Source organism: Paraburkholderia sp. Clong3, from assembly GCF_050436485.1.
Lineage (GTDB): Bacteria > Pseudomonadota > Gammaproteobacteria > Burkholderiales > Burkholderiaceae > Paraburkholderia > Paraburkholderia tuberum.
On sequence record NZ_JBNDMH010000002.1, the window covers coordinates 3,112,565 to 3,134,400 of the forward strand.

The 21,836-nt window shown below is 65.0% G+C and carries 19 protein-coding genes and 1 pseudogene; 11 read left to right on the plus strand and 9 right to left on the minus strand.

The window, feature by feature from the left end:
• Positions 1-5: 5 nt before the first annotated feature.
• Positions 6-845: an SDR family NAD(P)-dependent oxidoreductase gene (locus OKW30_RS18450; RefSeq protein WP_184069921.1), complete on the minus strand. Its 840-nt coding sequence runs from the start codon at positions 843-845 to the stop codon at positions 6-8.
• A gap of 175 nt (positions 846-1,020) precedes the next feature.
• On the opposite strand from OKW30_RS18450, the gene OKW30_RS18455 reads away from it, so the two are divergent.
• Positions 1,021-1,956 (plus strand): GlxA family transcriptional regulator, encoded by a 936-nt coding sequence (locus tag OKW30_RS18455; protein ID WP_429347326.1) that lies wholly within the window; start codon positions 1,021-1,023, stop codon positions 1,954-1,956.
• Between the two features lie 101 nt (positions 1,957-2,057).
• Positions 2,058-2,483, plus strand: coding sequence for an HIT family protein (locus OKW30_RS18460; RefSeq protein ID WP_090805510.1), 426 nt, complete (start codon positions 2,058-2,060; stop codon positions 2,481-2,483).
• Between the two features lie 204 nt (positions 2,484-2,687).
• On the opposite strand, the gene OKW30_RS18465 is transcribed toward OKW30_RS18460, so the two are convergent.
• Positions 2,688-2,867: a hypothetical protein gene (locus tag OKW30_RS18465; protein WP_184069957.1), complete on the minus strand. Its 180-nt coding sequence runs from the start codon at positions 2,865-2,867 to the stop codon at positions 2,688-2,690.
• A gap of 623 nt (positions 2,868-3,490) precedes the next feature.
• On the opposite strand from OKW30_RS18465, the gene sap1 reads away from it, so the two are divergent.
• Positions 3,491-3,829: a surface attachment protein Sap1 gene (gene sap1 / locus OKW30_RS18470; protein ID WP_018418921.1), complete on the plus strand. Its 339-nt coding sequence runs from the start codon at positions 3,491-3,493 to the stop codon at positions 3,827-3,829.
• A 252-nt stretch (positions 3,830-4,081) separates the two neighbouring features.
• On the opposite strand, the gene araH is transcribed toward sap1, so the two are convergent.
• The 4 genes and pseudogenes from araH to OKW30_RS18490 form a co-directional block, all read right to left on the minus strand.
• Complete coding sequence (araH, locus tag OKW30_RS18475) at positions 4,082-5,086, minus strand: L-arabinose ABC transporter permease AraH (protein ID WP_187615159.1); 1,005 nt, start codon at positions 5,084-5,086, stop codon at positions 4,082-4,084.
• Positions 5,087-5,160: 74 nt separating this feature from the next.
• Complete coding sequence (araG, locus tag OKW30_RS18480; RefSeq protein WP_429347327.1) at positions 5,161-6,720, minus strand: L-arabinose ABC transporter ATP-binding protein AraG; 1,560 nt, start codon at positions 6,718-6,720, stop codon at positions 5,161-5,163.
• 94 nt (positions 6,721-6,814) lie between these two features.
• Positions 6,815-7,819 (minus strand): arabinose ABC transporter substrate-binding protein, encoded by a 1,005-nt coding sequence (locus OKW30_RS18485; RefSeq protein ID WP_184069917.1) that lies wholly within the window; start codon positions 7,817-7,819, stop codon positions 6,815-6,817.
• A 160-nt stretch (positions 7,820-7,979) separates the two neighbouring features.
• A pseudogene (locus OKW30_RS18490) lies at positions 7,980-9,428 on the minus strand (aldehyde dehydrogenase family protein).
• 171 nt (positions 9,429-9,599) lie between these two features.
• On the opposite strand from OKW30_RS18490, the gene OKW30_RS18495 reads away from it, so the two are divergent.
• Both OKW30_RS18495 and OKW30_RS18500 read left to right on the plus strand, forming a co-directional pair.
• Complete coding sequence (locus OKW30_RS18495) at positions 9,600-10,577, plus strand: LysR family transcriptional regulator (RefSeq protein WP_184036791.1); 978 nt, start codon at positions 9,600-9,602, stop codon at positions 10,575-10,577.
• A gap of 142 nt (positions 10,578-10,719) precedes the next feature.
• Positions 10,720-11,274, plus strand: a complete 555-nt coding sequence (locus OKW30_RS18500) for a YaeQ family protein (protein ID WP_026228986.1) — start codon at positions 10,720-10,722, stop codon at positions 11,272-11,274.
• Between the two features lie 44 nt (positions 11,275-11,318).
• Here OKW30_RS18500 and OKW30_RS18505 read toward each other — a convergent pair whose 3' ends face one another.
• Positions 11,319-11,744, minus strand: coding sequence for a VOC family protein (locus OKW30_RS18505; RefSeq protein WP_090802309.1), 426 nt, complete (start codon positions 11,742-11,744; stop codon positions 11,319-11,321).
• 493 nt (positions 11,745-12,237) lie between these two features.
• Here OKW30_RS18505 and ada point away from each other — a divergent pair, with 493 nt between their 5' ends.
• The 4 genes from ada (at position 12,238) to OKW30_RS18525 (ending at position 16,925) form a co-directional block, all read left to right on the plus strand.
• A complete protein-coding gene (gene ada, locus OKW30_RS18510; RefSeq protein WP_429347769.1) occupies positions 12,238-13,398 on the plus strand; it encodes a bifunctional DNA-binding transcriptional regulator/O6-methylguanine-DNA methyltransferase Ada in 1,161 nt (386 codons plus the stop codon).
• Positions 13,395-14,315 carry a DNA-3-methyladenine glycosylase family protein gene (locus OKW30_RS18515; protein ID WP_429347328.1) on the plus strand — a complete coding sequence of 307 codons (921 nt, stop codon included), beginning with the start codon at positions 13,395-13,397 and terminating at the stop codon, positions 14,313-14,315. The genes ada and OKW30_RS18515 overlap by 4 nt, the downstream gene beginning before the upstream one ends.
• A 254-nt stretch (positions 14,316-14,569) precedes the next feature.
• A complete protein-coding gene (gene gshA, locus OKW30_RS18520; RefSeq protein WP_429347329.1) occupies positions 14,570-16,186 on the plus strand; it encodes a glutamate--cysteine ligase in 1,617 nt (538 codons plus the stop codon).
• Between the two features lie 223 nt (positions 16,187-16,409).
• Positions 16,410-16,925 carry a hypothetical protein gene (locus tag OKW30_RS18525; protein ID WP_311540095.1) on the plus strand — a complete coding sequence of 172 codons (516 nt, stop codon included), beginning with the start codon at positions 16,410-16,412 and terminating at the stop codon, positions 16,923-16,925.
• Between the two features lie 51 nt (positions 16,926-16,976).
• On the opposite strand, the gene OKW30_RS18530 is transcribed toward OKW30_RS18525, so the two are convergent.
• Complete coding sequence (locus OKW30_RS18530) at positions 16,977-18,539, minus strand: DHA2 family efflux MFS transporter permease subunit (RefSeq protein WP_429347330.1); 1,563 nt, start codon at positions 18,537-18,539, stop codon at positions 16,977-16,979.
• Between the two features lie 211 nt (positions 18,540-18,750).
• The gene (locus tag OKW30_RS18535) at positions 18,751-19,257 is read right to left on the minus strand and encodes a MarR family winged helix-turn-helix transcriptional regulator (RefSeq protein WP_018418907.1); all 507 of its coding nucleotides are present in this window, start codon (positions 19,255-19,257) and stop codon (positions 18,751-18,753) included.
• Between the two features lie 258 nt (positions 19,258-19,515).
• Here OKW30_RS18535 and OKW30_RS18540 point away from each other — a divergent pair, with 258 nt between their 5' ends.
• Complete coding sequence (locus OKW30_RS18540) at positions 19,516-19,914, plus strand: hypothetical protein (RefSeq protein WP_429347331.1); 399 nt, start codon at positions 19,516-19,518, stop codon at positions 19,912-19,914.
• 279 nt (positions 19,915-20,193) lie between these two features.
• On the plus strand, positions 20,194-21,798 hold the full coding sequence (locus tag OKW30_RS18545; RefSeq protein WP_429347332.1) for an efflux transporter outer membrane subunit: 1,605 nt from the start codon (positions 20,194-20,196) through the stop codon (positions 21,796-21,798).
• Positions 21,799-21,836: the final 38 nt, after the last annotated feature.

The following is a 21,836-nucleotide window of genomic DNA, read 5'->3' on the forward strand; positions in this document are numbered from 1 at the left end:
TCGGCTTACGCGGCCACGGCGCGCGTATAGCGCTCGGCCGGCGCGCTGCGCGACAGATTCGGCTGCAGATGCAAACGCGCGCTGTTCAGACGCTCCCAGTCGGCGGCATCGGGCAACGACGGGATCGTCACCAGTTCGCCCTGGTCGAGACCGGCAAGCGCCGCGTCGACCATGTCCTCGGCGCTCATCACGATCTGCGAAGGCAGGTTCTCGACCGCGAGACCCGCGCGATCCCAGAACGCGGTGCTCGTCGCGCCCGGCAGCACCGCTTGCAGCCGCACGCCCTTGCCGCCCACCTCGTGATGCAGCGACTGCGTGAGGTTCAACACGTAGGCCTTGGTGCCGCTATAGGTGCCGTTCAACAATTCCGGCGCCAGCGCGACGATCGACGAGATATTGATCACCGTACCGGCACCGCGCGCGATGAAGCCCGGCAACACCGCCGCCGTCAGGCGCGTGAGCGAGGTCACGTTCAGCTCGATCATCTGCTCGAGTTCATCGATGTCGGAGTCGAGCAGCGTCGCGGTCGCGCCGACGCCCGCGTTGTTGATCAGCATCGTGATGCCGCGCTCGGCGCGCAACTGGTTCTCGATGCGGCGCACGTCGGCCTTGTTGGTCAGATCGGCGCTGACGGTGCTCACGCGGCGGCCGGTTTCCTTCGTCAGCCGGTCGGCGAGGCTGCTGAGGCGTGCGCCGTCGCGCGCGATCAGCAGCAGGTCGTAGCCGCGTCGCGCGAGCCGGTCCGCGTAGACCGCGCCGATACCCGACGATGCGCCCGTGACCACCGCCGTACCCTTGCCTTCGTTCGAATTGCCTTGTACGCCCTTGTCTGCCTGCGTTGCCATTGAAGCTCTCCTTGCGGGCTGCGCATGATGCGGCCGCCCTGTCCGGTGAATGGGAACATCCGTGAACTCGCCGCCTTGCGGCTTTTGCGCTGATACGGCGGGGTTGACGAGCTGAGTTTAGGCGCGTACTGTTTTGTCTCAAATGTCGTATTTCCCTCGTTTCCGGACGTCGTAAATGAAACGCATCGGCGTGGTGGTCTTTCCGGGCTTTCAGATCCTCGACATGGTCGCGGTATCGATTTTCGAACTCGCCAACCAGGACACCGGCGAGCCCGCGTACGACGTCGCGGTGATCTCCGAGCACGGCGGCATTGTGCGCAGCTCGGCGGGCGTCGAGGTCGCGACGCGCCCGTTCGGCGATCCCGCCTACGACACGGTGATCGTCACCGGCGCGATGGAGATCGCGCCGTCGTCGCCGGGGCTGCTCGCGTTTCTGAACGACGCCCTCGCCGCCTCGCGCCGCACCGCGAGCATCTGCACCGGCGCGTTCGTGCTCGCCGAAGCGGGCATCCTCGACGGCCGCCACGCGACTACGCACTGGGCGCATGCGCGCGATTTGCAACGGCGCTTTCCGCGCGCGCGGGTCGACGAGGACCGCATCTTCATCGTCGACGGCTCGGTGTGGACGTCGGCCGGCATGACCGCGTGTATCGATCTGTGCCTCGCGCTCGTCGAGAACGACCTCGGCGTCGCGGTTTCGCGCGCGATCGCGAAGAAGCTCGTGGTCTATCACCGGCGCACCGGCGGGCAATCGCAGTACTCCGCGATGCTCGATCTCGAACCGAAATCCGATCGGATCCAGAACGCGCTGTCGTATGCGAAGAGCCATCTGCGCGAGCCGCTGACCGTCGAGCAGCTCGCCGACGTTGCGCATCTGAGCCCGCGCCAGTTCAGCCGCGCGTTTCGCGACGAGACGCGCCAGTCGCCGGCCCGCGCGATCGAGGCGCTGCGTGTCGAAGCGGCTCGCACGATGCTCGAAACCGGCCGTCATTCGATCGAAACCATCGCAGCCGACACTGGCTTCATCGACCCCGAGCGGATGCGGCGCGCGTTTTTGCGCGCGTTCGGCCAGCCACCTCAAGCGATCCGGCGTGCCGCACGCGTGGCGTAAGCGTTCGGGTAGAGAATAGGAAACCCGCGGTGCGAAGCTACGCAAAAAAAGTATCCCGCTCGACCCGTGAATCGAACCCAGCCCAAATGAAAGGAAACGCGATGAGCTACAACGACAGCAACCCGTTCGCCAAAATCTTGCGCGGCGAACTACCGTGCATCAAGGTGGCCGAAAACGACCAGGCGCTGGCTTTCATGGACTTGATGCCGCAAGCCGACGGCCATTTGCTCGTCGTGCCGAAGGAAGCGGTCGCGGAAATTTTCGATCTGTCGGATGCGGCGCTCGTCGCGTCGACGCGCATGGCGCAAAAGCTCGCGATCGCGGTGCGCGCGGCACTGCGTCCTGACGGCGTGTTCATCGGCCAGTTCAACGGCGCGGCGGCGGGACAGACAGTGCCGCACGTCCATTTCCACGTGATTCCGCGCTGGGAAGGCCAACCGCTGAAGCTGCATGCGCGCGAGGTCGCCGATCCGGACACGCTCGAAGCGCTCGCCAAACGGATTCGCGCGCACTGGCGCGCCCACTGAAGCGCGACGCGAGGCCTGCCGACGCAACGTCGCGCCCCGCATTACGGTCACGCCCGGTAACAACTGTAAAAGCCGTTGAAACCACCGATTAGCGTGTCGCGACTAGACTGCTATTGCCTTGTGTTCAAGGCATTGAGTGTGGATCTCTTTTTTCAGCCTGCCCCTGTGGCAGGCTTTTTTTCTTTGGGGACCCGCTTCGCAATCTCAGAGCCGCTCGCGCGAACGGCGTAGCGGATGCCGCCAGTCGATGCGTCGGCGACGCGCTGCCAACGGCCGTCCGTCGTGCAGGTCTCGATGCTCCTGCCACAGTTCGTCGGAAAAAAGAAACATGACGATCAGCAGCGGAACGACCAGAAAAATCCCGAGTATTACGTGCTCGTTCACGATAGCCTCCGGGTGCAGGAGATTCGTTTTCATTGTAGAGCACCGCCTGTACCCGCATATGGGCTCGACGAAGATCCACCTGGATTCAGGCGGCACGCGAAGGGTACATCGCACTGCGATCGTGCCACCCCTCGCCTGTCCACGCGGCTTTGCGCCGCGCGGCTTTTTTTCATGCGTTTTCGGCAATGGCGCGTTGCAAGCGTTTCACCAAGGCCCGTGAGAGACGGCTGGCACTGTTTATTTTCTGCACTTGCCTCGTTATTGCGCATCGCAGCTTTTGCCTGTGGAATGACTTTGTGTGCGACGCACAAACTCATTGATTAAATTGTATTAAATCGCTTAATTGACGCTACGCGTTTACGTGAATGCGCGCGCAAAGCTTTACCAGCTAAGCCGTGTGCGGGAGTGGATTTTTAGTTATTCATTTCATTGCCATTCGATCAAGCGTGTGCTCAGGCTTTAATCAGCTTCGACAGCAGGTGCGACAATTCGCCACTGTTGCGATCGCACACAAGATGTGCTTGTCGTTCTCATCGGTTCTCCTACAGTGCGAGATGCGGGTCCACCGTTAAAGTTAAATACATAGCTAACCGAGATTTTTTCGGCCCGCCCCGGAGGAACGAATGAAAACTCGAATTGCCGTTGTTTTCGCCATCGCGGGTTTGGCTGCCGCTAGCGTTCAGGCGCAAGACGTCGTGATCAAGCCGCAGCAAACGATCCAGTTCAAGGCCAATGCGTATGGCTGCGTATCGAAGGACAAGCTCGATGCCGCCGATCACCACGCGCAAGCCGGTGAACAGCAGCAGATGCAGGAATTCTTCTCCGGATATCAATGCGTGTCGACTCCGACCGACTCGAGTTTCCGCGTGGTGCGCGTGGTCGGCCACGACGTCGAGTTCGTGAATTCAGCCAATAGCGATACCGAGGGGCTCTGGGCCAACGACCGATTCATCAAGCAATAAGTACAACACCGGTATTCCGGCAAAAGCCGGAATACGGTCGCATGCGTATCCGCTGCGGCTTTAAAAGTCGCAGGCGTGAACGCGTGAGCTAAAAGAGACGGCTTGGGCATTCCGATGCCAAGCCGTTTTTTATTGCTTTTGATACTTGCCAGGCTTCACCTGCAATAAAAAAGCCGATGCGGGTTTTATCGACCCGCATCGGCAGTACGCCTTCTCGCAAAGCGCAGGAAACCGGCCACGAGCAACGGCGCGTCAGTGCACGCGCTTGCTGCGGCGGAACTGGTCGAACAGAACCGCGAGCAGCAGGATGCCGCCGCGAATCAGATACTGATAGAACGTCGGCACGTTCAGGAGACTCATGGCGTCCTGCACCGAGCCCATGATCAGCACGCCGACCAGCACGCCGGAGATCGTCGCGACACCGCCCGTCAGCGACACACCTCCGAGCACGCACGCCGAAATCACGCCGAGTTCGAGCCCGACCGACGTCTTCGGATCGCCGAGGCTCATGCGCGACGCGAGCATCACGCCCGCGAAGCCGGTCACGAGGCCTTGCAGCACGAACACGGTGATCTTGATCCGCGTGACGGGCAGCCCCGCGAGCACAGCCGCTTCGCTATTGCCGCCGACGGCCAGCACGTTCTTGCCGAACACGGTCTTTTTCAGCAGGAAGCCGAACAGAACGAAGCCGACGATGTTGCTCCAGATCGGATAAGAAATGCCGAGGAACGAGCCGCCGCCGAGGTCGAAGAAGCGCTCCTCGGAGATCATCACCGCGTCGCCGTTCGAGGTGATGTACGCGAGGCCGCGCACGACCTCCATCATCGCGAGCGTGACGATCAGCGAGTTGATCTTGTAGCGCGCGACCAGCGTGCCGTTGACGAGCCCGACCGCGCCGCCCGCGAGCACGCCGGCCGTGATGCCGACTAACACGCTGTGCGTCGCGGTGATCAGCACGGAAGCCACCACGCCCGAAAACGCGACGATCGACGCCACCGACAGGTCCACCTCGCCGAGCGCGAGCACGAACATCATCGTGACGGAGATCGAGCCGATCAGCGTGACCGACAGCAGCAGGCCCTGGATATTGCGCGTGCTCAGAAAGTCTGGGACCGTGAGCGACAGCACCGCGAACAGGATGACGAACACCATCACGATGCCGGATTTGTTGATCAGGTCCCAGGTGCGCGCGGCGCGCGCGGTCAAGCCCACGGAGGCGACGGCGGGGGTCGAGGAATCGGTGGAAGGTGTATTCATGATGTCTGTTCCATTCAATGCCGTTTTCGTTGCGGTATTCGGTAAGGGGTCTGGTGGCGCGATCCGTTGGGCGATCAGCGCGGCAATGCCAGCTTGATCAGCGCATCCGGCGTGGCCTGCGCCTTCGGCAGATCGCCGACGATGCGGCCTTCCTTCATCACGATCACGCGATCGGTCACGCCGATCACCTCGGCGAGATCGCTCGACACGACGACGACCGTGCGGCCCGCCTCGGCGAGCCCATACAGCAGCCCATAGATCTCGCTGCGCGCCCCGACGTCGATGCCGCGCGTCGGCTCGTCCATCAGGAACACGTCGATCTCTTCGGCGAGCCAGCGCGACAGGATCACCTTCTGCTGATTGCCGCCGGACAGCGTGCCGATCGGCGTGTCGCCGTTGCGCGTCTTGATCGCGAGCTTGCCGATGAATTCACGCGTGGTCTGCGCTTCCTTGCGGCCGTTGAGCACGTTGATGCGGCTGAAGTGGCGGCGGCAGCTGATGTTCAGGTTGTCCGACACCGACGCGATCGAGACGATGCCTTCCTGCTTGCGATCCTCGGGACACAGCGCGACACCGGCGCGCACCGCGTCGCGCGGCGTGGCGAACTGCACGCGCTTGCCCTTCAGCGCGACCTCGCCGGCGCTCGGCTTGACCGCGCCGTAGATCAGCTTCATCAGCTCGGAGCGGCCCGCGCCGACGAGCCCGAAGAAGCCGACGATCTCGCCCTTGCGCGCCGAAAACGATGCCGGTTCGCGCAGGCCCGGTCCCATCAGGCCGTCGACCTGAAGCTGCACGTCGCCGTGCTCGCGCGCGCGATAGCCGTAGACATCGGTGATCGAGCGCCCCACCATGCAGCTGATCAGCCGATCGCGGTCGAGTCCCGCGCCGGCCTCGAAGGTGTCGATGCGGCGGCCGTCGCGAAACACCGTGACGCGATCGCACAGTTCGTAGACTTCATCCATCCGGTGCGTGACGTAGATGATCGCGCGGCCTTCGGCCTTCAGCGCGCGGATGATGCGGAACAGTTGCGTGGTTTCGCGCGACGACAGCGAGCTGGTCGGTTCGTCGAACGCGATCACGCGCGCGTCGCGCATCAGCGCCTTGCCGATTTCGATCATCTGCCGCTGACCGATCGACAGATGCTTGACCTGCTGCGACGGATCGAGCTTTTCGCCGAGCCGTTCGAGCTCGCGCATCGCACGCGCGACCAAAGCCTTTTCGTCCAGTATGCCGAAGCGATTCGGCAGGGCGCCGAGCATCAGATTCTCGGCGACCGTCAGCTCCGGCACCAGATGCAGTTCCTGATAGATGATCGCAATGCCCGCGGCGATCGCCGCCTTGGTCGTCGCGAACTGCTGCTCGACGCCGTCGAGCGACAACGTGCCCGAGACAGGATGATTGACGCCGGACAGCACCTTCAGCAGCGTCGATTTGCCGGCGCCGTTTTCGCCCATCAGGCCGTGCACCTCGCCGCGGCGCACTTCTAGCGAGACCTGGTCGAGCGCGAGCACGCCCGGAAAGCGCACGGTGATGCCGTCGAGCCGGAGATAGGGGGCGTCGGATGCGGGCGTCGATGCAGGCGAGGGCGCGAGCGCCGCCTCGCTGGCATGAGACCCGGTGAATAAGGACGTCATCGAAAAAAACCTCGAACGGAGGAAACCTGAGCGGGCCGCGCTCGCGCTAAACGCGAGGCACGAGACGGCCCGCCGTCTGCTGCGAGAACCTCGCTCAAATACCCAGTTCCTTGCGCACGTCCTGCCAGTTGCCGCGCACCATCAGCTTGCCGGTGGTTTGCGTGTCGGCTGGCGGCTGCTTGCCGTCCTTGATCCACTCGATAAGGTTCTCAGTGCTTTCCTTGCCGTGGTTCGTCGAGCTGACCGCAATCGTGCCGTAGAAGCCCGTCGGTTCCTTCTTCTGGAACTCGGCGAACGCCTCGCCCGCGCCGTTGATGCCGACGCCGATCACGTCCGCGGCCGGAATATGCAGCTGTTCGGTCGCGCGCACGCCGCCGAGCACGCTTTCCTCGTTGAGCGCGAAGATCACCCACTTCTTGATGTTCGGATGCTGCGCGAGCACCGGCGATACCGCGTTGAAGCCGCCTTCGTCGTCGGTGGTTTTCTGCGGCGCGTCGAAGACGTTTTCCTTCTTGAAGCCGCCGGCGAGCAGCGACTGCGTCGCGCCGTCGGTGCGCAGCTTCGCGGTCGGCAGCTCATAGTCCGTGATACGCAGCGCGCCGACTTCCTCAGGCTTCCAGCCGCGGCGCTTCATTTCGTCGGTGATCGCCTGGCCCACCTGGTTGCCGATCTTGAAGGCCGACATGCCGAGGTGCGGCACGTTCGCCAGCGGCTTGCCGGTCGAATCGACCAGCTGGTCGTCGACAGTCACGAACTTCATGTTGTAGCGCTTCGCGCGCGCCTGAATCGCCGGTCCGAGACGCACGTCGGGCGCGCAGATCACGAAGCCCTTCGCGCCTTGCGCGCCGAGGTTGTCGATCGCGGCCAGCACTTTTTCGCCGTCGGGCGTGCCGATGTTGACGACCGAGAAGCCGTCCTTCTTGCCGAGCGCGCTCGCGGCTTTCTGTTCGTTGATGAACCACGCCTGTTCGGGCATCTTCACGAGGAAGCCGACTTTGAGCGGCTCATCCGCGTGGGCGGACAGTTGTGCGGCGAACGGGGCGGCGAGGGCGGCGGCGGCCATCGCGGTCAGGGTCAAACGGCGAAGCTTGCTAGTCATCTACTGTCTCCTGAGGGTGAAAAGCTGCATTGATGTCGTGTAGTTGCAGCGGGGTAACGCGGGCGGCGTCAGCCGTCGCGCGAATCGGGGCGGATCTGCGCGCGGCACGCCGGAAGGTTCGCGCGAGTCGCGGTGAAAACGGTGGCGCGGCTCATTGCTTCTAGCTCGCCAGGTACGCCGTTTTCACGGCGGTCCAGAACGCGGCATCGCTCGCGCCATAGGCCGACGCCTTGCGCCCGCCGCCGGGTCCGTGATGCTCGACGGCCGTGGTCGGCAGATTGATCGTGACGAGACCGCTCTGCACGTGGCGGCGAAAATGCCGCGCGCGTTCGAGCGAGCGCGTGCAGATGCCGGCGCACAGTCCGTAGGCGGTGTCGTTCGCGAGATGTAGCGCGTGTTCGTAATCGTCCGCGCGCAGCACGACCGCGAGCGGCCCGAAAATCTCTTCACGCGCGATGCGATGCTCCGATTCGCCGATAAACAGCGCCGGCTCGAAAAAATAGCCGCGCGTCGCGCGCTCCAGTCGCCGCCCGCCGCGCAGCAACTGCGCGCCTTCCTGCTCGCCGACGTGCACGTAGTCGAGATTGCGTTCGAGCTGCGCGGCGTTCGCCACCGGGCCGATATCGGTGCCGTGCTTCAACGCGTGATCGACGGTGAGTTTCGCGAGCTATGCCTGCAACGCGTCGACAAACGGCGCGAACACCGCGCGCTCGACGATCAGCCGCGCGGCAGCCGTGCTGCGCTGGCCGGTCGCGCTGAAGGCACCGGTGAGCGCCGCGTCGACCGCGCCGTCGAGATCGGCGTCGGCCAGCACGACGAACGGATTCTTGCCGCCCATCTCGAGCTGCACGCGCGCCTGGCGCGTCGCGGCGGCCTGCAGCACGCGCGTGCCGGTGTCGGACGAACCGGTGAAGCTGATCGCCGCGACGAGCGGATGTGCGACGATGCGCGCACCGACCTTGCGTCCGCTGCCCATCACGAGGTTGAACACGCCGGCCGGCAAGCCCGCGCGACTGACGATCGACGCGAGCGCCGCCGCGCAGGCCGGCGCCGATTCGGCCGGCTTGTAGACGACGCAGTTGCCGTGCGCGAGCGCGGCGCCGATCTTCGCCGCGGCGATCGCGAGCGGCGCGCTCCACGGCGCGATGATGCCGACCACCCCGAGCGGCTCGCGCGTCATGTCGATTTCGACGCCGGCACGCGCCGACGCGAGCGGCTCGACGAACGCGCGCAGCGCCTCGGCCGCGAACAGCTTGAACAGTTGCCCTGCGCGCGTCGCTTCGGCGAGCGCCTCGGGCAGCACCTTGCCGACTTCACGCGCGAGCAGCCGGGCCAGCTCCTCGCGGCGCGCGAGCATTTCGCTGCCGATCGCGTCGAGCGCGTCGGCGCGGCGCTGTGCGGAGGCGAGCGACCAGTCGCGAAACGCCGCGTGCGCGGCCTCGATCGCGCTGTCGGTCTGCCGCACGTCGGCGCGCACGTATTCGCCGACCGGCTCGTCGAGATCCGACGGATTGAGCGACACGCCCGTGGTCGCGCCGGTCTCCCATCCGCCATTGATGTAATGGCGAAACGGGCTGGCAACGAGGGGGACGAGCGGATCGCGGTTCATCGGCGAAAAAAGGCGCACCGTAAGTTCACAAAGTCCACGAATGGTATGAGCCGGCCCAATAACTTTCCAATCCCTTTTTAGGCTTCTCCGATATCAGTTTCGGTATGGCATCATGGAGCTTCGGAGGAAGAACGTACAAACATCGCTCGTAAAAACCCAGGAGACCCTGCGATGACGCGTAGCTATTCGAACTGGTTCGTGCGCGCGCGGCTAAAGACGCGCCAGTTGCTGCTGCTTGCCGCGATGGAGGAGGAGGGCAACGTGCGCCGCGCGGCCGACGTGCTCGGCATGACGCAGCCGGCCGCGTCGCGCCTGTTGAAAGAGCTCGAGGACATGCTCGGCGTGAGCCTGTTCGACCGCACGCCGCACGGTATGCATGCGACGCTGTACGGCGAGGTGATGATCCGCCACGCGCGCATGGTGCTGTCGAACCTGAGCCAGGCGCACGACGAAATCTCGGCGCTCCGCTCGGGGCTCGCGGGTCAGGTGCGTATCGGCGTGATCGCCGCGGCCGCCGCGACAATGGTGCCGCGCGCGATCGCGAGCGTGAAGGAGCGTTATCCGCAGCTGCAGATCTGGGCCGAGGTCGAGACCTCCGACGTGATGCTGCCGCGGCTCGCCGAAGGCGATCTCGACATCATGATCGGCCGCGTGCTCGAACGGCAGAACCAGTTCAAGACCGACGTGCGCTACGAACCGCTCGCCGACGAACCGCTGTGCGTGGTCGCGCGTCCCGGCCATCCGCTCGAAAATGAAACGGGATTGACGCTGCGCGGTATCGTCAACGCGAGCTGGGTGCTGCATCCGCCGGGCAGCGTGCTGCGCCATCGCTTCGATCTGATGTTTTCGCAGATCGGCCTGAATCCGCCGCAGAACGTCGTCAATACGAACAACTTCCTCGCGATTTCGAGCCTGCTGCTGCAAAGCGACATGTTGGCGGTATTGCCCGATGAAGTGGCGCGTCAGTACCAACAGTACGGGGTATTGAAGCGCGTCCCGATCGATTTGCCTTGCAGGATGGATACATTCGGTATCATCACGCGCCAGTCGCATCTGTTGTCGCCGGCGGCCGCCGTCGTGCTCGACGCGCTGCGAGATGCGGCTCGCGACGTATACGGCACGGCCACGGAACCCGCGGTGGCCCGGTAAATGCTTCCTTCTGTGTCATAGGCACCGGCTGACGGCGCGGGAGGAACATCCGATGTACAGCAAACACAAGAAACGGCAACGCGCCGTCGACGATTCATTTTCGCTGCGCTCCGGTGGAGCGAGCGCCTGGTTTAGCAACGGCATGGCTCTCAAATCGACGATATACAAGGCGGAACTACAGATCGCTGACATGGACCGGCACTATTACGCCGACCATTCGCTGACGATCGCCCGTCACCCCTCCGAAACCGACGAACGGATGATGGTTCGCGTCGCCGCGTTCGCGCTGTTTGCGCAGGAACGGCTGGAGTTCTGCAAAGGTTTGTCGGATGTCGACGAACCGGATCTGTGGGCGAAGGATCTGACCGGCGCGATCGACACGTGGATCGAGGTCGGCCAGCCCGATGAGCGCCGCATCGCCAAGGCGAGCGGGCGGGCGAATCACGTGGTCGTGATCGCCTATGGCGGGCGTACTTCGGAAATCTGGTGGCAGGGCGTGCGCAACAAGGTCGAGCGCCTGCGCAACGTGACGGTCTGGACGCTCGGCGAAGACGTCGCGGCATCGCTCGGCTCGCTTGCCGAACGCACGATGCGGCTGCAATGCACGGTGCAGGACGGCGAAGCATGGCTCGGCAGCGCCGAAGCCGATGCGGTGAAGATCGACTGGACCGTACTGAAGGCGCCCGCCGATGCGTGATGGCTCATGTCTGAACCAGTTTTTGCGCCGCATCGTTCTCGCCTTCAGAGCGACGTGACCCGCGCCGCTTCCGGCGGCCCCTTCAGTTCGACCATATTGCCCTCCGGGTCGAACAGATACAGCGACGGCCCGAATCCGTCCGCGCCATAACGCACTCCCTGTTCGCCGAGCCGCGCGCCATGCGCGCTCAGATGCGCCTTCAGCGCGTCGGCGTCGAACGACTCGACGCGCAGACACAGGTGGTCCATGTTGCGCCCCGTGCCCGCCGCGCCGTTTTCCGCGCGATCGAGCTTCGCGCCGACCTGCAGCAGATCGATCAGTGATCGGCCCGCGCGCAGTTGCGTGAGGCCGAGTTCGCGCTGCTCCTTTTCAACGCTGCAACCGAGTACGTCGCAGTAAAAGCGCGCGAGGGTTTCGACGTGCGTCGCCCGGATCACGACGTGGTCGATCTCGCGAATGTGGATTTTCATGTCGAACGCCCTTTCGCTAGTTCGGAGAACCGATTAGGAAGTGTAGGAGAAAGGAAAGGGCGGAGTGGATTGGCGGGAAGTCGTGGGCGAACCGGACCAAATGCGGACCAGGCGCGGACAGAAAACGCAGGCAAAAAAAGCCCGCTCAAGTGGAGCGGGCTGAATCCATATCAGGAGGAGACATGGAGGAGACAAGCACTAATATACACATCGGCTTGGTGCGACGCAATAACTTTTTAAGGGAAAACCCGATATCGTGCGAAATTGCCGCACTTTGAGGCAAAACGTCCGGCCGCAGGGCATTCCAAGGCGCTTCGGATTGCGATTTTGCCGGGTTTGACCCCACTACGGGTACGGACAAGCGCGTCCGAATGACAGAGCAAGATCCGGCGCGTACTGTGTAGCGTTCGGGCCTAGATTGATGAGCATCGACACTGCCTGCCCATCCGGGCCCCATGACATCATGAACGCCACCACTCGCCATTCCGCCCCCATGCGCGCGGCCGCCGACGTCGACACCACCCAGTGGCGCACCGACGACGAACGCTGGGACGCCGTCACCCACCGCGACCGCGATGCCGACGGCGCATTCTTCTACGCGGTCAGGACGACCGGCGTGTTCTGCCGGCCGTCGTGCGCGTCGCGCCAGCCGCGCCGCGAAAACGTCGCTTTCTTCACCGATGCCGCCGCCGCGCGCGCCGCGGGCTTTCGCGATTGCAAGCGCTGCCAGCCCGGCGGTCTGCCGCGCGAGCTCGACATCGTCGCCAGGGCGTGCGCCGCGCTCGACGCCGATCCGCAGCAGCGCCTCACGCTCGCGCAACTGAGCGATGCCGTGCACGTGAGCCCGTTCCATTTGCAGCGCCTGTTCAAGCGCGTGGTCGGCGTCTCGCCGCGTCAGTACCAGGCCGCGCAGCGCGGCGCCGCGTTGCGCGATGCGCTGCAGGGCGGCGCCGACGTTACGCGCGCGACGCTCGACGCCGGTTTCGGCTCGCCGTCGCGAATGTACGACAGCGCGCCGGCCGAGCTCGGCATGGCGCCGTCCGCGTATCGCCGCAAGGGCGCGGGCCTGACGGTGCGCTATGCGAGCGCGCCGACCTCGCTCGGCTTCGTGCTGGTCGCCGCGACTGACAAGGGCATCTGCAAGATCGGTTTCGGCGACGACACCACACTGCTGATCGACGAATTGCGCGGCGAGTTCGCGAATGCCGAGCTGCGCGAAGACGCCGGCCGGCTCGCGCCGTTCATCGCACAGATCGACGCGTATCTGCGCGGCACGCGCCACGACTTCGAGTTGCCGCTCGATATCGCGTCGACCGCATTCAAGCAGCGCGTATGGGATGCGCTGCGGCGAATCCCGTACGGCGAGACACGCAGCTATTCGCAGATCGCCGAGGCGGTCGGCTCGCCGCGGGCGGTGCGCGCCGTCGCGAGCGCATGCGCGACCAACCCGGTCGCGCTCGCGATTCCTTGCCATCGCGTCGTGCAGAAGGGCGGGGCGCTCGCCGGCTATCGCTGGGGGCTGCCGCGCAAGGCCGCGTTGCTCGACAATGAGGCGCAGCACGCAGGCGGCGTTTCAGCCAGCGACGCGCCCCGCCGCGACGCAAGCCGCACAGATGCCGACTCCCACAACTCCCAACTGGATCACGCCGCTTGAGCACGCTTCACGAGGTTGCAACTCTCGAATTACCGTTCAAGGCACCGTTCGACTGGCCGCGGCTGCTGCGCTTTTTCAGCGGCCGCGCGACGCCTGGCGTCGAAGCCGTCGAGGACGGCGCGTATCGTCGCGCGATCGACTGGAACGGCGACGGCGGCACACTCAGCGTGCGGCTGCATCCGCGCAAGCGCTGCATCGTCGCGAGCATCGAAGGGCCGGCGAGCCGCCACGCCGATGCACTCGCCGCGCCAATCGCAAGAATGTTCGATCTGCGCGCCGATCCAAAGAAGATCGCCGCCGGACTCGCGGCGGACCCGTGGCTCGCGCCGCTCGTCGCCGCGGTGCCCGGCCTGCGCGTGCCGGGCGCGTGGTCCGGCTTCGAACTGGTGGTGCGCGCGATCGTCGGTCAGCAGGTCAGCGTGAAGGCCGCGACGACCATCATCGGACGGCTCGTGCAGCGAGCGGGCGAACGCATCGACGGGCATCCGCACGAAAACACCGCGTGGCGTTTTCCGACGCCGGCCGCGCTCGCCGAAGTCGATCTCGCGCAGATCGGCATGCCGGGCAAACGCGTCGCCGCGTTGCAGGGCTTCGCGCGCGCGGTCGCGAGCGGCGACGTGCCGCTCGACAGCAGCGACACCGTCGACGCCGCGAGCCTGCGCGCCGCATTGCTCGCGCTCGCGGGCATCGGCCCATGGACCGTCGAATACGTCGCGATGCGTGCATGGCGCGATCCCGATGCATGGCCCGAGGCGGATCTCGTGCTGATGCAATCGATCTGTGCGCGCGATCCTTCGCTCGTACGGCCCGCGCAACAGCGCAGCCGCACCGACGCGTGGCGGCCGTATCGCGCGTATGCCGCGATGCATCTGTGGAACGAGGTGGCGGATCGGGCGGGCGCTGCGCGCGGGGGATGAGCTGAGCGTGAGCGTCGTCGCGACGTGCCGATGCCGATGCCGATGCCGATGCCGATGCCGATGCCGATGCCGATGGCGTAGTTCAGCGCGACCTCAAGTGCCCGCTGAAACTCCGCCGAAGCGGCCGCAAGCAGCGGTTCTGGCGAGATGTTAAAGTGCCCGCTACTGAAAATTCCGCCGAACGTTGTCAGCCGCTATACCGTCTGTGGATCGTCTGGCGATACACGGCGACCGGCAACGCCCGACTTGCATCAATGCCAAACACCACACCTTCCTGCACGACCGACGCGCTTTCGCACCGCCTGTCCGTGCTCGACTCGAGCCCGCAGCGCGATGTGCTGATACGCGGCCTGCGCGGCATCGAAAGGGAAAGCCTGCGCGTGACGCGCAACGGCCAGATCGCGATGACGCCGCATCCGCGCGCGCTCGGCTCGGCGCTCACGCACCCGTCGCTGACGACCGACTACTCCGAGGCGCTGCTCGAGCTGATCACGCCGGCTGAGCACGACGCCGCCGAAACCCTCGCGCAACTCGACGTGCTGCATCGTTTCGTCTACGCGGAGCTCGGCGACGAGATCCTGTGGAACAACTCGATGCCGGGACTGTTGCCCGCCACCGACGATGGCATTCCGATCGCGCACTACGGCACCTCGAACATCGGCAAGCTGAAGTACGTGTACCGCGTCGGCCTCGCGCTGCGCTATGGCCGCACGATGCAGTGCATCGCGGGCATCCACTACAACTATTCGCTGAGCGAAGACGTGTGGCGCCTGCTGCACGCCGATCAGCAATCCACCGCGAACGCCGTCGACTTCCAGTCCGACCGCTACCTCGCGCTGATCCGCAATTTCCGCCGCACGAACTGGCTGCTGATGTATCTGTTCGGCGCGTCGCCGGCGCTCGATCGGCGCTTTCTCCGCGATCGCAAACACACGCTCGACACGTTCGACGCCGACACGCTGTACCGCCCGTACGCGACCAGCCTGCGCATGAGCGATCTCGGCTATTCGAACACGACCGCGCAAGCCGCGCTGCACGCCGACTACGACACGTTGCCCGGCTATCTCGACGCGCTCGCGAAAGCCGTGAGCCAGCCGTATCCCGCCTACGAGCAGATCGGCACGCAACGCGACGGCGAGTGGGTGCAGATCAACACCAACGTGCTGCAGATCGAAAACGAGTTCTATTCGACGATTCGTCCGAAGCGCGTCACGTATCCGGGTGAGCGGCCGTTGCATGCGCTCGCCGCGCGCGGCGTGCAATACGTCGAAGTGCGTTGCATGGACATCGATCCGTTCGAGCCGGCCGGCATTTCGCTCGAAACGTCGCGCTTTCTCGACGCGTACCTGCTCGTGTGCGCGCTCGACGACAGCGCGTCCCTGCCTCCGCCCGCGTACACCGAAGCGAACCAGAACTTCGGCCGCGTGACGATGGAAGGCCGCAAGCCAGGCCTCGAACTGGTTCGCGACGGCAAGCCGGTCGCGATGATCGATTGGGCCGACGAACTGCTCGTGAAAATCGACGCCGCGGCGGCCGTGCTCGACAGCCTGAAGGGCGGTGACGAACACGCGCGCGCGGTCGCCGCGCAACGCGCGAAGCTCGCGGACGTGTCGCTGACGCCATCGGCGCGCGTGCTGCAAACGATGCGCGACCAGCAGCAAAGCTTCCTCGCGTTCGGCCTCGCGCAAAGCGAAGCGCACGCCGCGTACTTCCGTGCGCGTCCGCTCGATGCCGCGCAGTCCAAGGCGTTTGCCGACCTCGCGGTGCGATCGCTCGACGAACAGGCGAAGCTCGAACGCGACGAGGTTGGTTCGTTCGATGCGTTCGTCGCTGCGTATCGGGCCTATACGCTCAATCGCTTCAGCGTCTGAGCGTTCGGACCACAGCATCCCGGAAGTGCTTCAAGCGGCCCACGTGGCCGCTTTTTCTTTGCCCCGAGCAACGCGCAGGTAACCTCTACGGATTGCGCTCTTCAGGCGTCCGCGGAATCGGCAAATACTCCGCGCGACGTCGCGATTCTCTGATCTGGGTGAAACGCCGCTTCGATGGGGTAGTCCAAACTCTTATGACATGCTCCACAGGGGAGGTATCGACGTGAGGAACAAAGCTCTGTTGGCCGCGCTGTGTCTCGTGGCGGCGACGGCATGCTCGACCCAGGGTCAGGTCGATCCCGATGTCATGCAGATCGCGACCAGGCCGTTGACGTGTTCGAACAAAGCCGAATGCGACCTCTGGTGGCAACGGGCGCAAACGTGGGTCGCGAGTCATTCGAAGTACAAGATCGAGACCGCTAACGACTCGCTGATCCAGACCGCCGGCCCGGACGGCGGCAAGCGCGCGCTCGCGTTTCAGATCACGCGCGCCGCAGGTCCCGATGGCACCACCACGATCGGCTTTTCGGCGCATTGCGACAGCTCGCTCGGCTGCAAGCCGAATCCGTGGGAAGCCGGTGCGGATTTCAAGCAGTATGTGAGAGGCACCACGGGCACAGCCGCCAGCGCGCCGCAAGGCAGCGCGACGCCATCGCAGAACGCGCCCGATGCGACGCATCCGGAGACGATGCCCCGTAACACGACCAGGCTGCCGAATGGCGAGGTGATGTCGCAATAGATCGAGCGGTGGCCGCAGCGGCGATGCGTTCGCCGCCGCCGCGCGTTTGCTTCAGTGTCCTAATGAAGGTCCGGTGCCTTTGCGCGGCTTCGTGATCCACACGAGCACCGCCAGCACGATAAACGCCGCGCCCGAGATGCGGAAGAAGTCGTTGGTGGCCATCATGTACGCCTGACTCGTCACCACCTGGTTCAGCTGCGCGGTCAGGCTGTCGCCGGAGAGCCCGGCGCCGGCCAGCGCATTCGTATAGGCGTTGGTGTTCGCCGAATACGTGCTGACCGTATCTGCAAGCATCGCGTGGTGATAGATCGTGTCGTTTTCCCAGAACGTCGTGCTGATCGCGGTGCCGATCGCGCCCGACAACGTGCGGAAAAAGTTCGACAAACCCGACGCGCTTGCAAGACGCTCGTCGGACACGCTCGACAGCGTGATCGTCGTCATCGGCACGAAGAAGCAGGCGACGCCGATCCCCTGCACGAGCCGCGGCAGGATCACGTGGCCGAACGGCACGTCGAGCGTGAACGTCGAGTTCCAGAACGATACGATCGCGAACACGATGAACGCGAAGCTCGCGACCATGCGCAGATTGAGCCGATGCATGTTCTTGCCGATCATCGGCGACAGAAACAGCGCGAGCAATCCGACCGGTGCCGTGGCGAGACCCGCGAGGCCGGCCGTATAGCCCATCACCGTTTGCAGCCATAGCGGGAAGATCACCACCGAGCCGAAGAACGCCATGAAGCCGAACGAGACGATCACGACGCCGAGCGCGAAGTTGCGATCCTTGAACAGCGACAGGTCGACGATCGGCTCCTTCTCGGTCAACTCCCACACGAGCAGGAACGCGATCGACACGAGCGCGATCACGGCGAGCGCCACGATGAACGTCGAGTTGAACCAGTCGCGGTCCTTGCCGAGGTCGAGCATCATCTGCAGACACGACACGCCGGTCACGAGCAGCACGAGGCCCACCGCGTCGATGCGCTGGCGCGTCGTCTGCGTCTCGCGGCCACGCAGCAGCAGATACGCGCAGAACGCCGAGAACAGGCCGATCGGCACGTTGATGTAGAAGATCCACGGCCACGTGAAGTTATCGGTGATGTAGCCACCCAACACCGGGCCGAAGATCGGCGCGCAGATCACGGTCATCGCCCATAAGCCGAGCGCGAGTCCACGTTTGGCGGGCGGGTAGGAGCGCATCAGGATCGTCTGCGACAGCGGCACCATCGGCCCGGACACGAGCCCTTGCACGAGCCGGAAGGCGATCAGCGATTCGAAGTTGTGCGCGAAACCGCAGGCCGCCGACGCGATCGTGAACAGCAGCACGGACAGCGTGAAGAGTCGTACCTCGCCGACGCGTCGCGCGAGCCAGCCGGTCAGCGGCACGGCGATCGCCGAGGCGACCGAGTACGACGAGATCACCCAGGTGCCCTGGCTTGCGGCGACGCCGAGGCTGCCGGAAATGGTCGGCACCGCGACGTTCGCGATCGAGGTGTCGAGCACCTCCATGAAGGTGCCGAGCGCAAGGCCGACGGTCAGCAGCGCGAGCGTGCCGCCCTGGAGCGGGGCGAGTTCTGCTGCGGGCAGCGTGGCGTTGGAAGCCGTGGCATCCATAGGTTTGTTCTCCTCAGGCGGCGAAAGCTTGTCGCGGCAGCCTTATCGCGTGTTTCAGATACCATGCTTGCATGCCGCATCACCCTCTGCCCAGACAGATATCTGATGACAATGACGCCTTGGAAAAGCGCCTCGTGATTGTCCTGCTAGTACTTCGTGATGACGCGCCGCCGCCATCCGACGACGACCGTTGTTTGACGCATGCTTCGGCTCATCCCGGCGGCTCGTCCGGCGGTGGCGCCGGTCCGCAACCCACGTCGGCGTCTCCCTCGGGACCGTTTGCGATGAAACGGGCGAGCAGGTGAATCAGCGTCGCGTGCTCCTCGGCGGTAAAGCCGCGCAACTGGTCGTTCAGCACAGTTGCGCCGAGGTTCGGCAACTGGCGCGCGGCCTCGTGGCCCTGCTGCGTCAGCTCGAGTTTCACCATACGTCGGTCGTCGCTGCTGCGGGTGCGCACGACGAAGCCCTTCTTTTCCAGCCGGTCGAGCAGACGCGTCATCGAGCCGCTGTCGTACGACATCGCGCGCGACAGCTCGAATGGCGTGCTCGCGCGCCGCGACGACAGCATCAGAATCACGCCGATCTGCTGCGCGGTGAGCCCGAGCGGCTTGACCGCACGGTCCGTGCGCTCGACCAGCACGTTGCGCGCTTTCGTCAGGTAGTAGCCGAGACTGCTCGTGAGCTCGACCTCGTCCGCTTTGTAGGGGCCATCAGTCATGGGGTATCCGCAACATCCAGGCAAGACGAAGTTTAGCTGCCTAAGCAGACAAGTCAAATCGCATTTTGCGGTGCGCAACGGGGCCAACCGAAATACAACAGTCGAATCAATTGCGCCGCACAGTATCTTGAAATTTGATTGCATAGTCAATATTATGACAAGCAATGAGTTTCGCGCGTCCTGCGCCATTCGAGACCATGTTCTGACCGATCGACCGCACGCCGCCCGCCTCGCGACGCGCGCCAAAGGATTTCCCCGATGCTGTACCTCAAAAACACGCTTGGCGGCCTCAGCCGCTCACTGACCGATTCCGCACTCCATACCTTCCAGGGCCGACACCGCTGGTGGAAGCTCGCGCTGTTTGCGGGACTGTTCGTGCTGCCGGGTGGGTCGGTGGGTGTCGCGTTGCTCGCGTGGGCCGAGCATCGAAGGGCGACGAAGCGGGCGAGGAAAGGCAGCGTTGTGGGCGCGGAATCCAGCGAGATCGTGCTGTCGAAGGAAAGCTTCGTGATAAAGGCGGGAAACGTCGTCCCCGCGACGGCCAACAGCGGTAACGCTTGCCTCGCGCCTGGCGGTGCGTCGTGCCGGGCCTCGGCTGGCAAGCTCGCGTGTCAGCGTCAACGCCAGCAGACCCAATCCACGGAATCGCGGCTCTGAAGGTGCACCGATTCGCAGCGCGCTTTTCGGCACACAGTTTCGCTTCGTCTAGCCATCTGAACCACCGCGAACCCGCAGCCCCTCGCGCCGCCGGTAACAACGCGTAACCAGCGCGTCACCGCAAGTAACACACCTGCGCACCGCCTCGCATTAACCTTTCGGCTTTCAGTTTCCCGCGCTCGCGCGGGCTCATACGCTAACATTCCGGCAGACCACGATCTCGCCCGGCCGGTGGCGCCATTCCCGGCCGCATTGCGGCGTCCAGAAGGAATTCATTGCATGCAGTCTGATCGAATGTCGCGGCCGCTTGCGCCGCGCGTCCTGTCCCTTGCCGTGAGCGCGGCCTGCGCGACGCTCCTGGCCGCCTGCGCGGTCGGTCCGAACTATCAGCGGCCGGCCACCGAGATCCCCGCGTCGTTCAAGGAAGCCGCGCCCGGCTGGAAAGTCGCCGAACCCGCCGATCAACACGACCGCGGCGACTGGTGGGCGATCTACGAAGACCCGAAGCTCAACGAACTCGAAGCCAAGCTCAACACCGCGAACCAGACCATCGCGCAATTCGCCGCGAGCTACCGGCAGGCGCGCGCGCTCGTCGGCGAAGCGCGGGCAGCGTACTTCCCGACGATCGGTGCGTCGGCGGGCGCGACGCGCTCGGGCAACGGCACGCAAACCGGTGGCAATGCGACTACGGCGACCAGTCGCGAGGGCATCACCAACAGCTTCAACGTGCAGATGACGGCGAGCTGGGAGCCCGACCTGTGGGGCTCGGTCACGCGCTCGGTCAACGCGCAGAAAGCCGGCCAGCAGGGCGCGGCCGCCGACCTCGCGAACGCGCGCCTGTCCGCCCAGGCCACGCTCGCGCAGACCTACTTCCTGCTGCGCGCGCTCGACTCCACTCAGAAGCTGCTCGACGACACCGTGATCGCCTATCAGCGCTCGCTGCAACTCACGCAGAATCAGTACGCGGCCGGCGTCGCCGCGCGCTCGGACGTGATCCAGGCGCAAACGCAGCTGCAATCGGCGCAGGCCGCCGCGATCGACAACGGCATCCAGCGCGCGCAGGACGAGCACGCGATCGCGGTGCTGGTCGGCGTGCCCGCGTCGATGTTCTCCCTGCCGCCGATGCCGCTCACCGCGACGCCGCCCGCCGTGCGTGCGCAGATGCCCTCCGCGCTGCTCGAACGCAGGCCGGATATCGCATCGGCGGAACGCAAGGCCGCGGCGGCGAACGAGCAGATCGGCGTGGCGATCGCCGCCTTCTTCCCGTCGCTGACGCTGTCGGCGACCGGCGGCTTCGAGAACTCGGTGTTCTCGCAATTGTTGACGTTGCCGTCGCGCTTCTGGACGCTCGGCCCGCAACTGGCCGGGACGATCTTCGACGCCGGCCTGCGCAAAGCGCAAACCGAGGCCGCGCGTGCCACCTATGACGCGGATGTCGCGACCTATCGGCAGACGGTGCTCGCCGCGTTCCAGGACGTCGAGGACAACCTCGCGTCGCTGCGCATCCTCGAACAGGAAATCGTCGTGCAGCGGCAGGCGGTCGACTCGGCGCGCCAGGCGCTCGCCATCGTGACGAACGAGTACAAGGCGGGTACGGTCGGCTTCGTCAATGTGCTGACCGCGCAGACCACGGCTTTCACGGCCGAACAGAAGCTCGAGAATATCGCCGGGCAGCGGATGGTGTCGTCGGTGGGGCTCGTGAAGGCGCTCGGCGGCGGCTGGGACGCGTCGCAGATGAATCGCGAGACCGGCGATGTCGCGGCGCCCGCGCCGCTGCCGGCATCGGCGCCGACGGCTGCGGCCACGTCAGTCGGCGCGCCGTCCATCGCACAGAGCACCGCGTCGGGCACAGACGCGCCGCAAGCGCGGGTGCAGAGCAAATAATGTCCGCTGCGCTCGCCGCGCAGCAATGCCACAAAACA

Bases quoted from the DNA above. Each gene is read 5' to 3' on its own strand.
- OKW30_RS18450 (WP_184069921.1), bottom strand. From the start codon at position 845: ATGGCAACGCAGGCAGACAAGGGCGTACAAGGCAATTCGAACGAAGGC.
- OKW30_RS18455 (WP_429347326.1), top strand. From the start codon at position 1,021: ATGAAACGCATCGGCGTGGTGGTCTTTCCGGGCTTTCAGATCCTCGAC.
- OKW30_RS18460 (WP_090805510.1), top strand. From the start codon at position 2,058: ATGAGCTACAACGACAGCAACCCGTTCGCCAAAATCTTGCGCGGCGAA.
- sap1 (WP_018418921.1), top strand. From the start codon at position 3,491: ATGAAAACTCGAATTGCCGTTGTTTTCGCCATCGCGGGTTTGGCTGCC.
- araH (WP_187615159.1), bottom strand. From the start codon at position 5,086: ATGAATACACCTTCCACCGATTCCTCGACCCCCGCCGTCGCCTCCGTG.
- araG (WP_429347327.1), bottom strand. From the start codon at position 6,720: ATGACGTCCTTATTCACCGGGTCTCATGCCAGCGAGGCGGCGCTCGCG.
- OKW30_RS18485 (WP_184069917.1), bottom strand. From the start codon at position 7,819: ATGACTAGCAAGCTTCGCCGTTTGACCCTGACCGCGATGGCCGCCGCC.
- OKW30_RS18495 (WP_184036791.1), top strand. From the start codon at position 9,600: ATGACGCGTAGCTATTCGAACTGGTTCGTGCGCGCGCGGCTAAAGACG.
- OKW30_RS18500 (WP_026228986.1), top strand. From the start codon at position 10,720: ATGGCTCTCAAATCGACGATATACAAGGCGGAACTACAGATCGCTGAC.
- OKW30_RS18505 (WP_090802309.1), bottom strand. From the start codon at position 11,744: ATGAAAATCCACATTCGCGAGATCGACCACGTCGTGATCCGGGCGACG.
- ada (WP_429347769.1), top strand. From the start codon at position 12,238: ATGCGCGCGGCCGCCGACGTCGACACCACCCAGTGGCGCACCGACGAC.
- gshA (WP_429347329.1), top strand. From the start codon at position 14,570: ATGCCAAACACCACACCTTCCTGCACGACCGACGCGCTTTCGCACCGC.
- OKW30_RS18530 (WP_429347330.1), bottom strand. From the start codon at position 18,539: ATGGATGCCACGGCTTCCAACGCCACGCTGCCCGCAGCAGAACTCGCC.
- OKW30_RS18535 (WP_018418907.1), bottom strand. From the start codon at position 19,257: ATGACTGATGGCCCCTACAAAGCGGACGAGGTCGAGCTCACGAGCAGT.
- OKW30_RS18540 (WP_429347331.1), top strand. From the start codon at position 19,516: ATGCTGTACCTCAAAAACACGCTTGGCGGCCTCAGCCGCTCACTGACC.
- OKW30_RS18545 (WP_429347332.1), top strand. From the start codon at position 20,194: ATGCAGTCTGATCGAATGTCGCGGCCGCTTGCGCCGCGCGTCCTGTCC.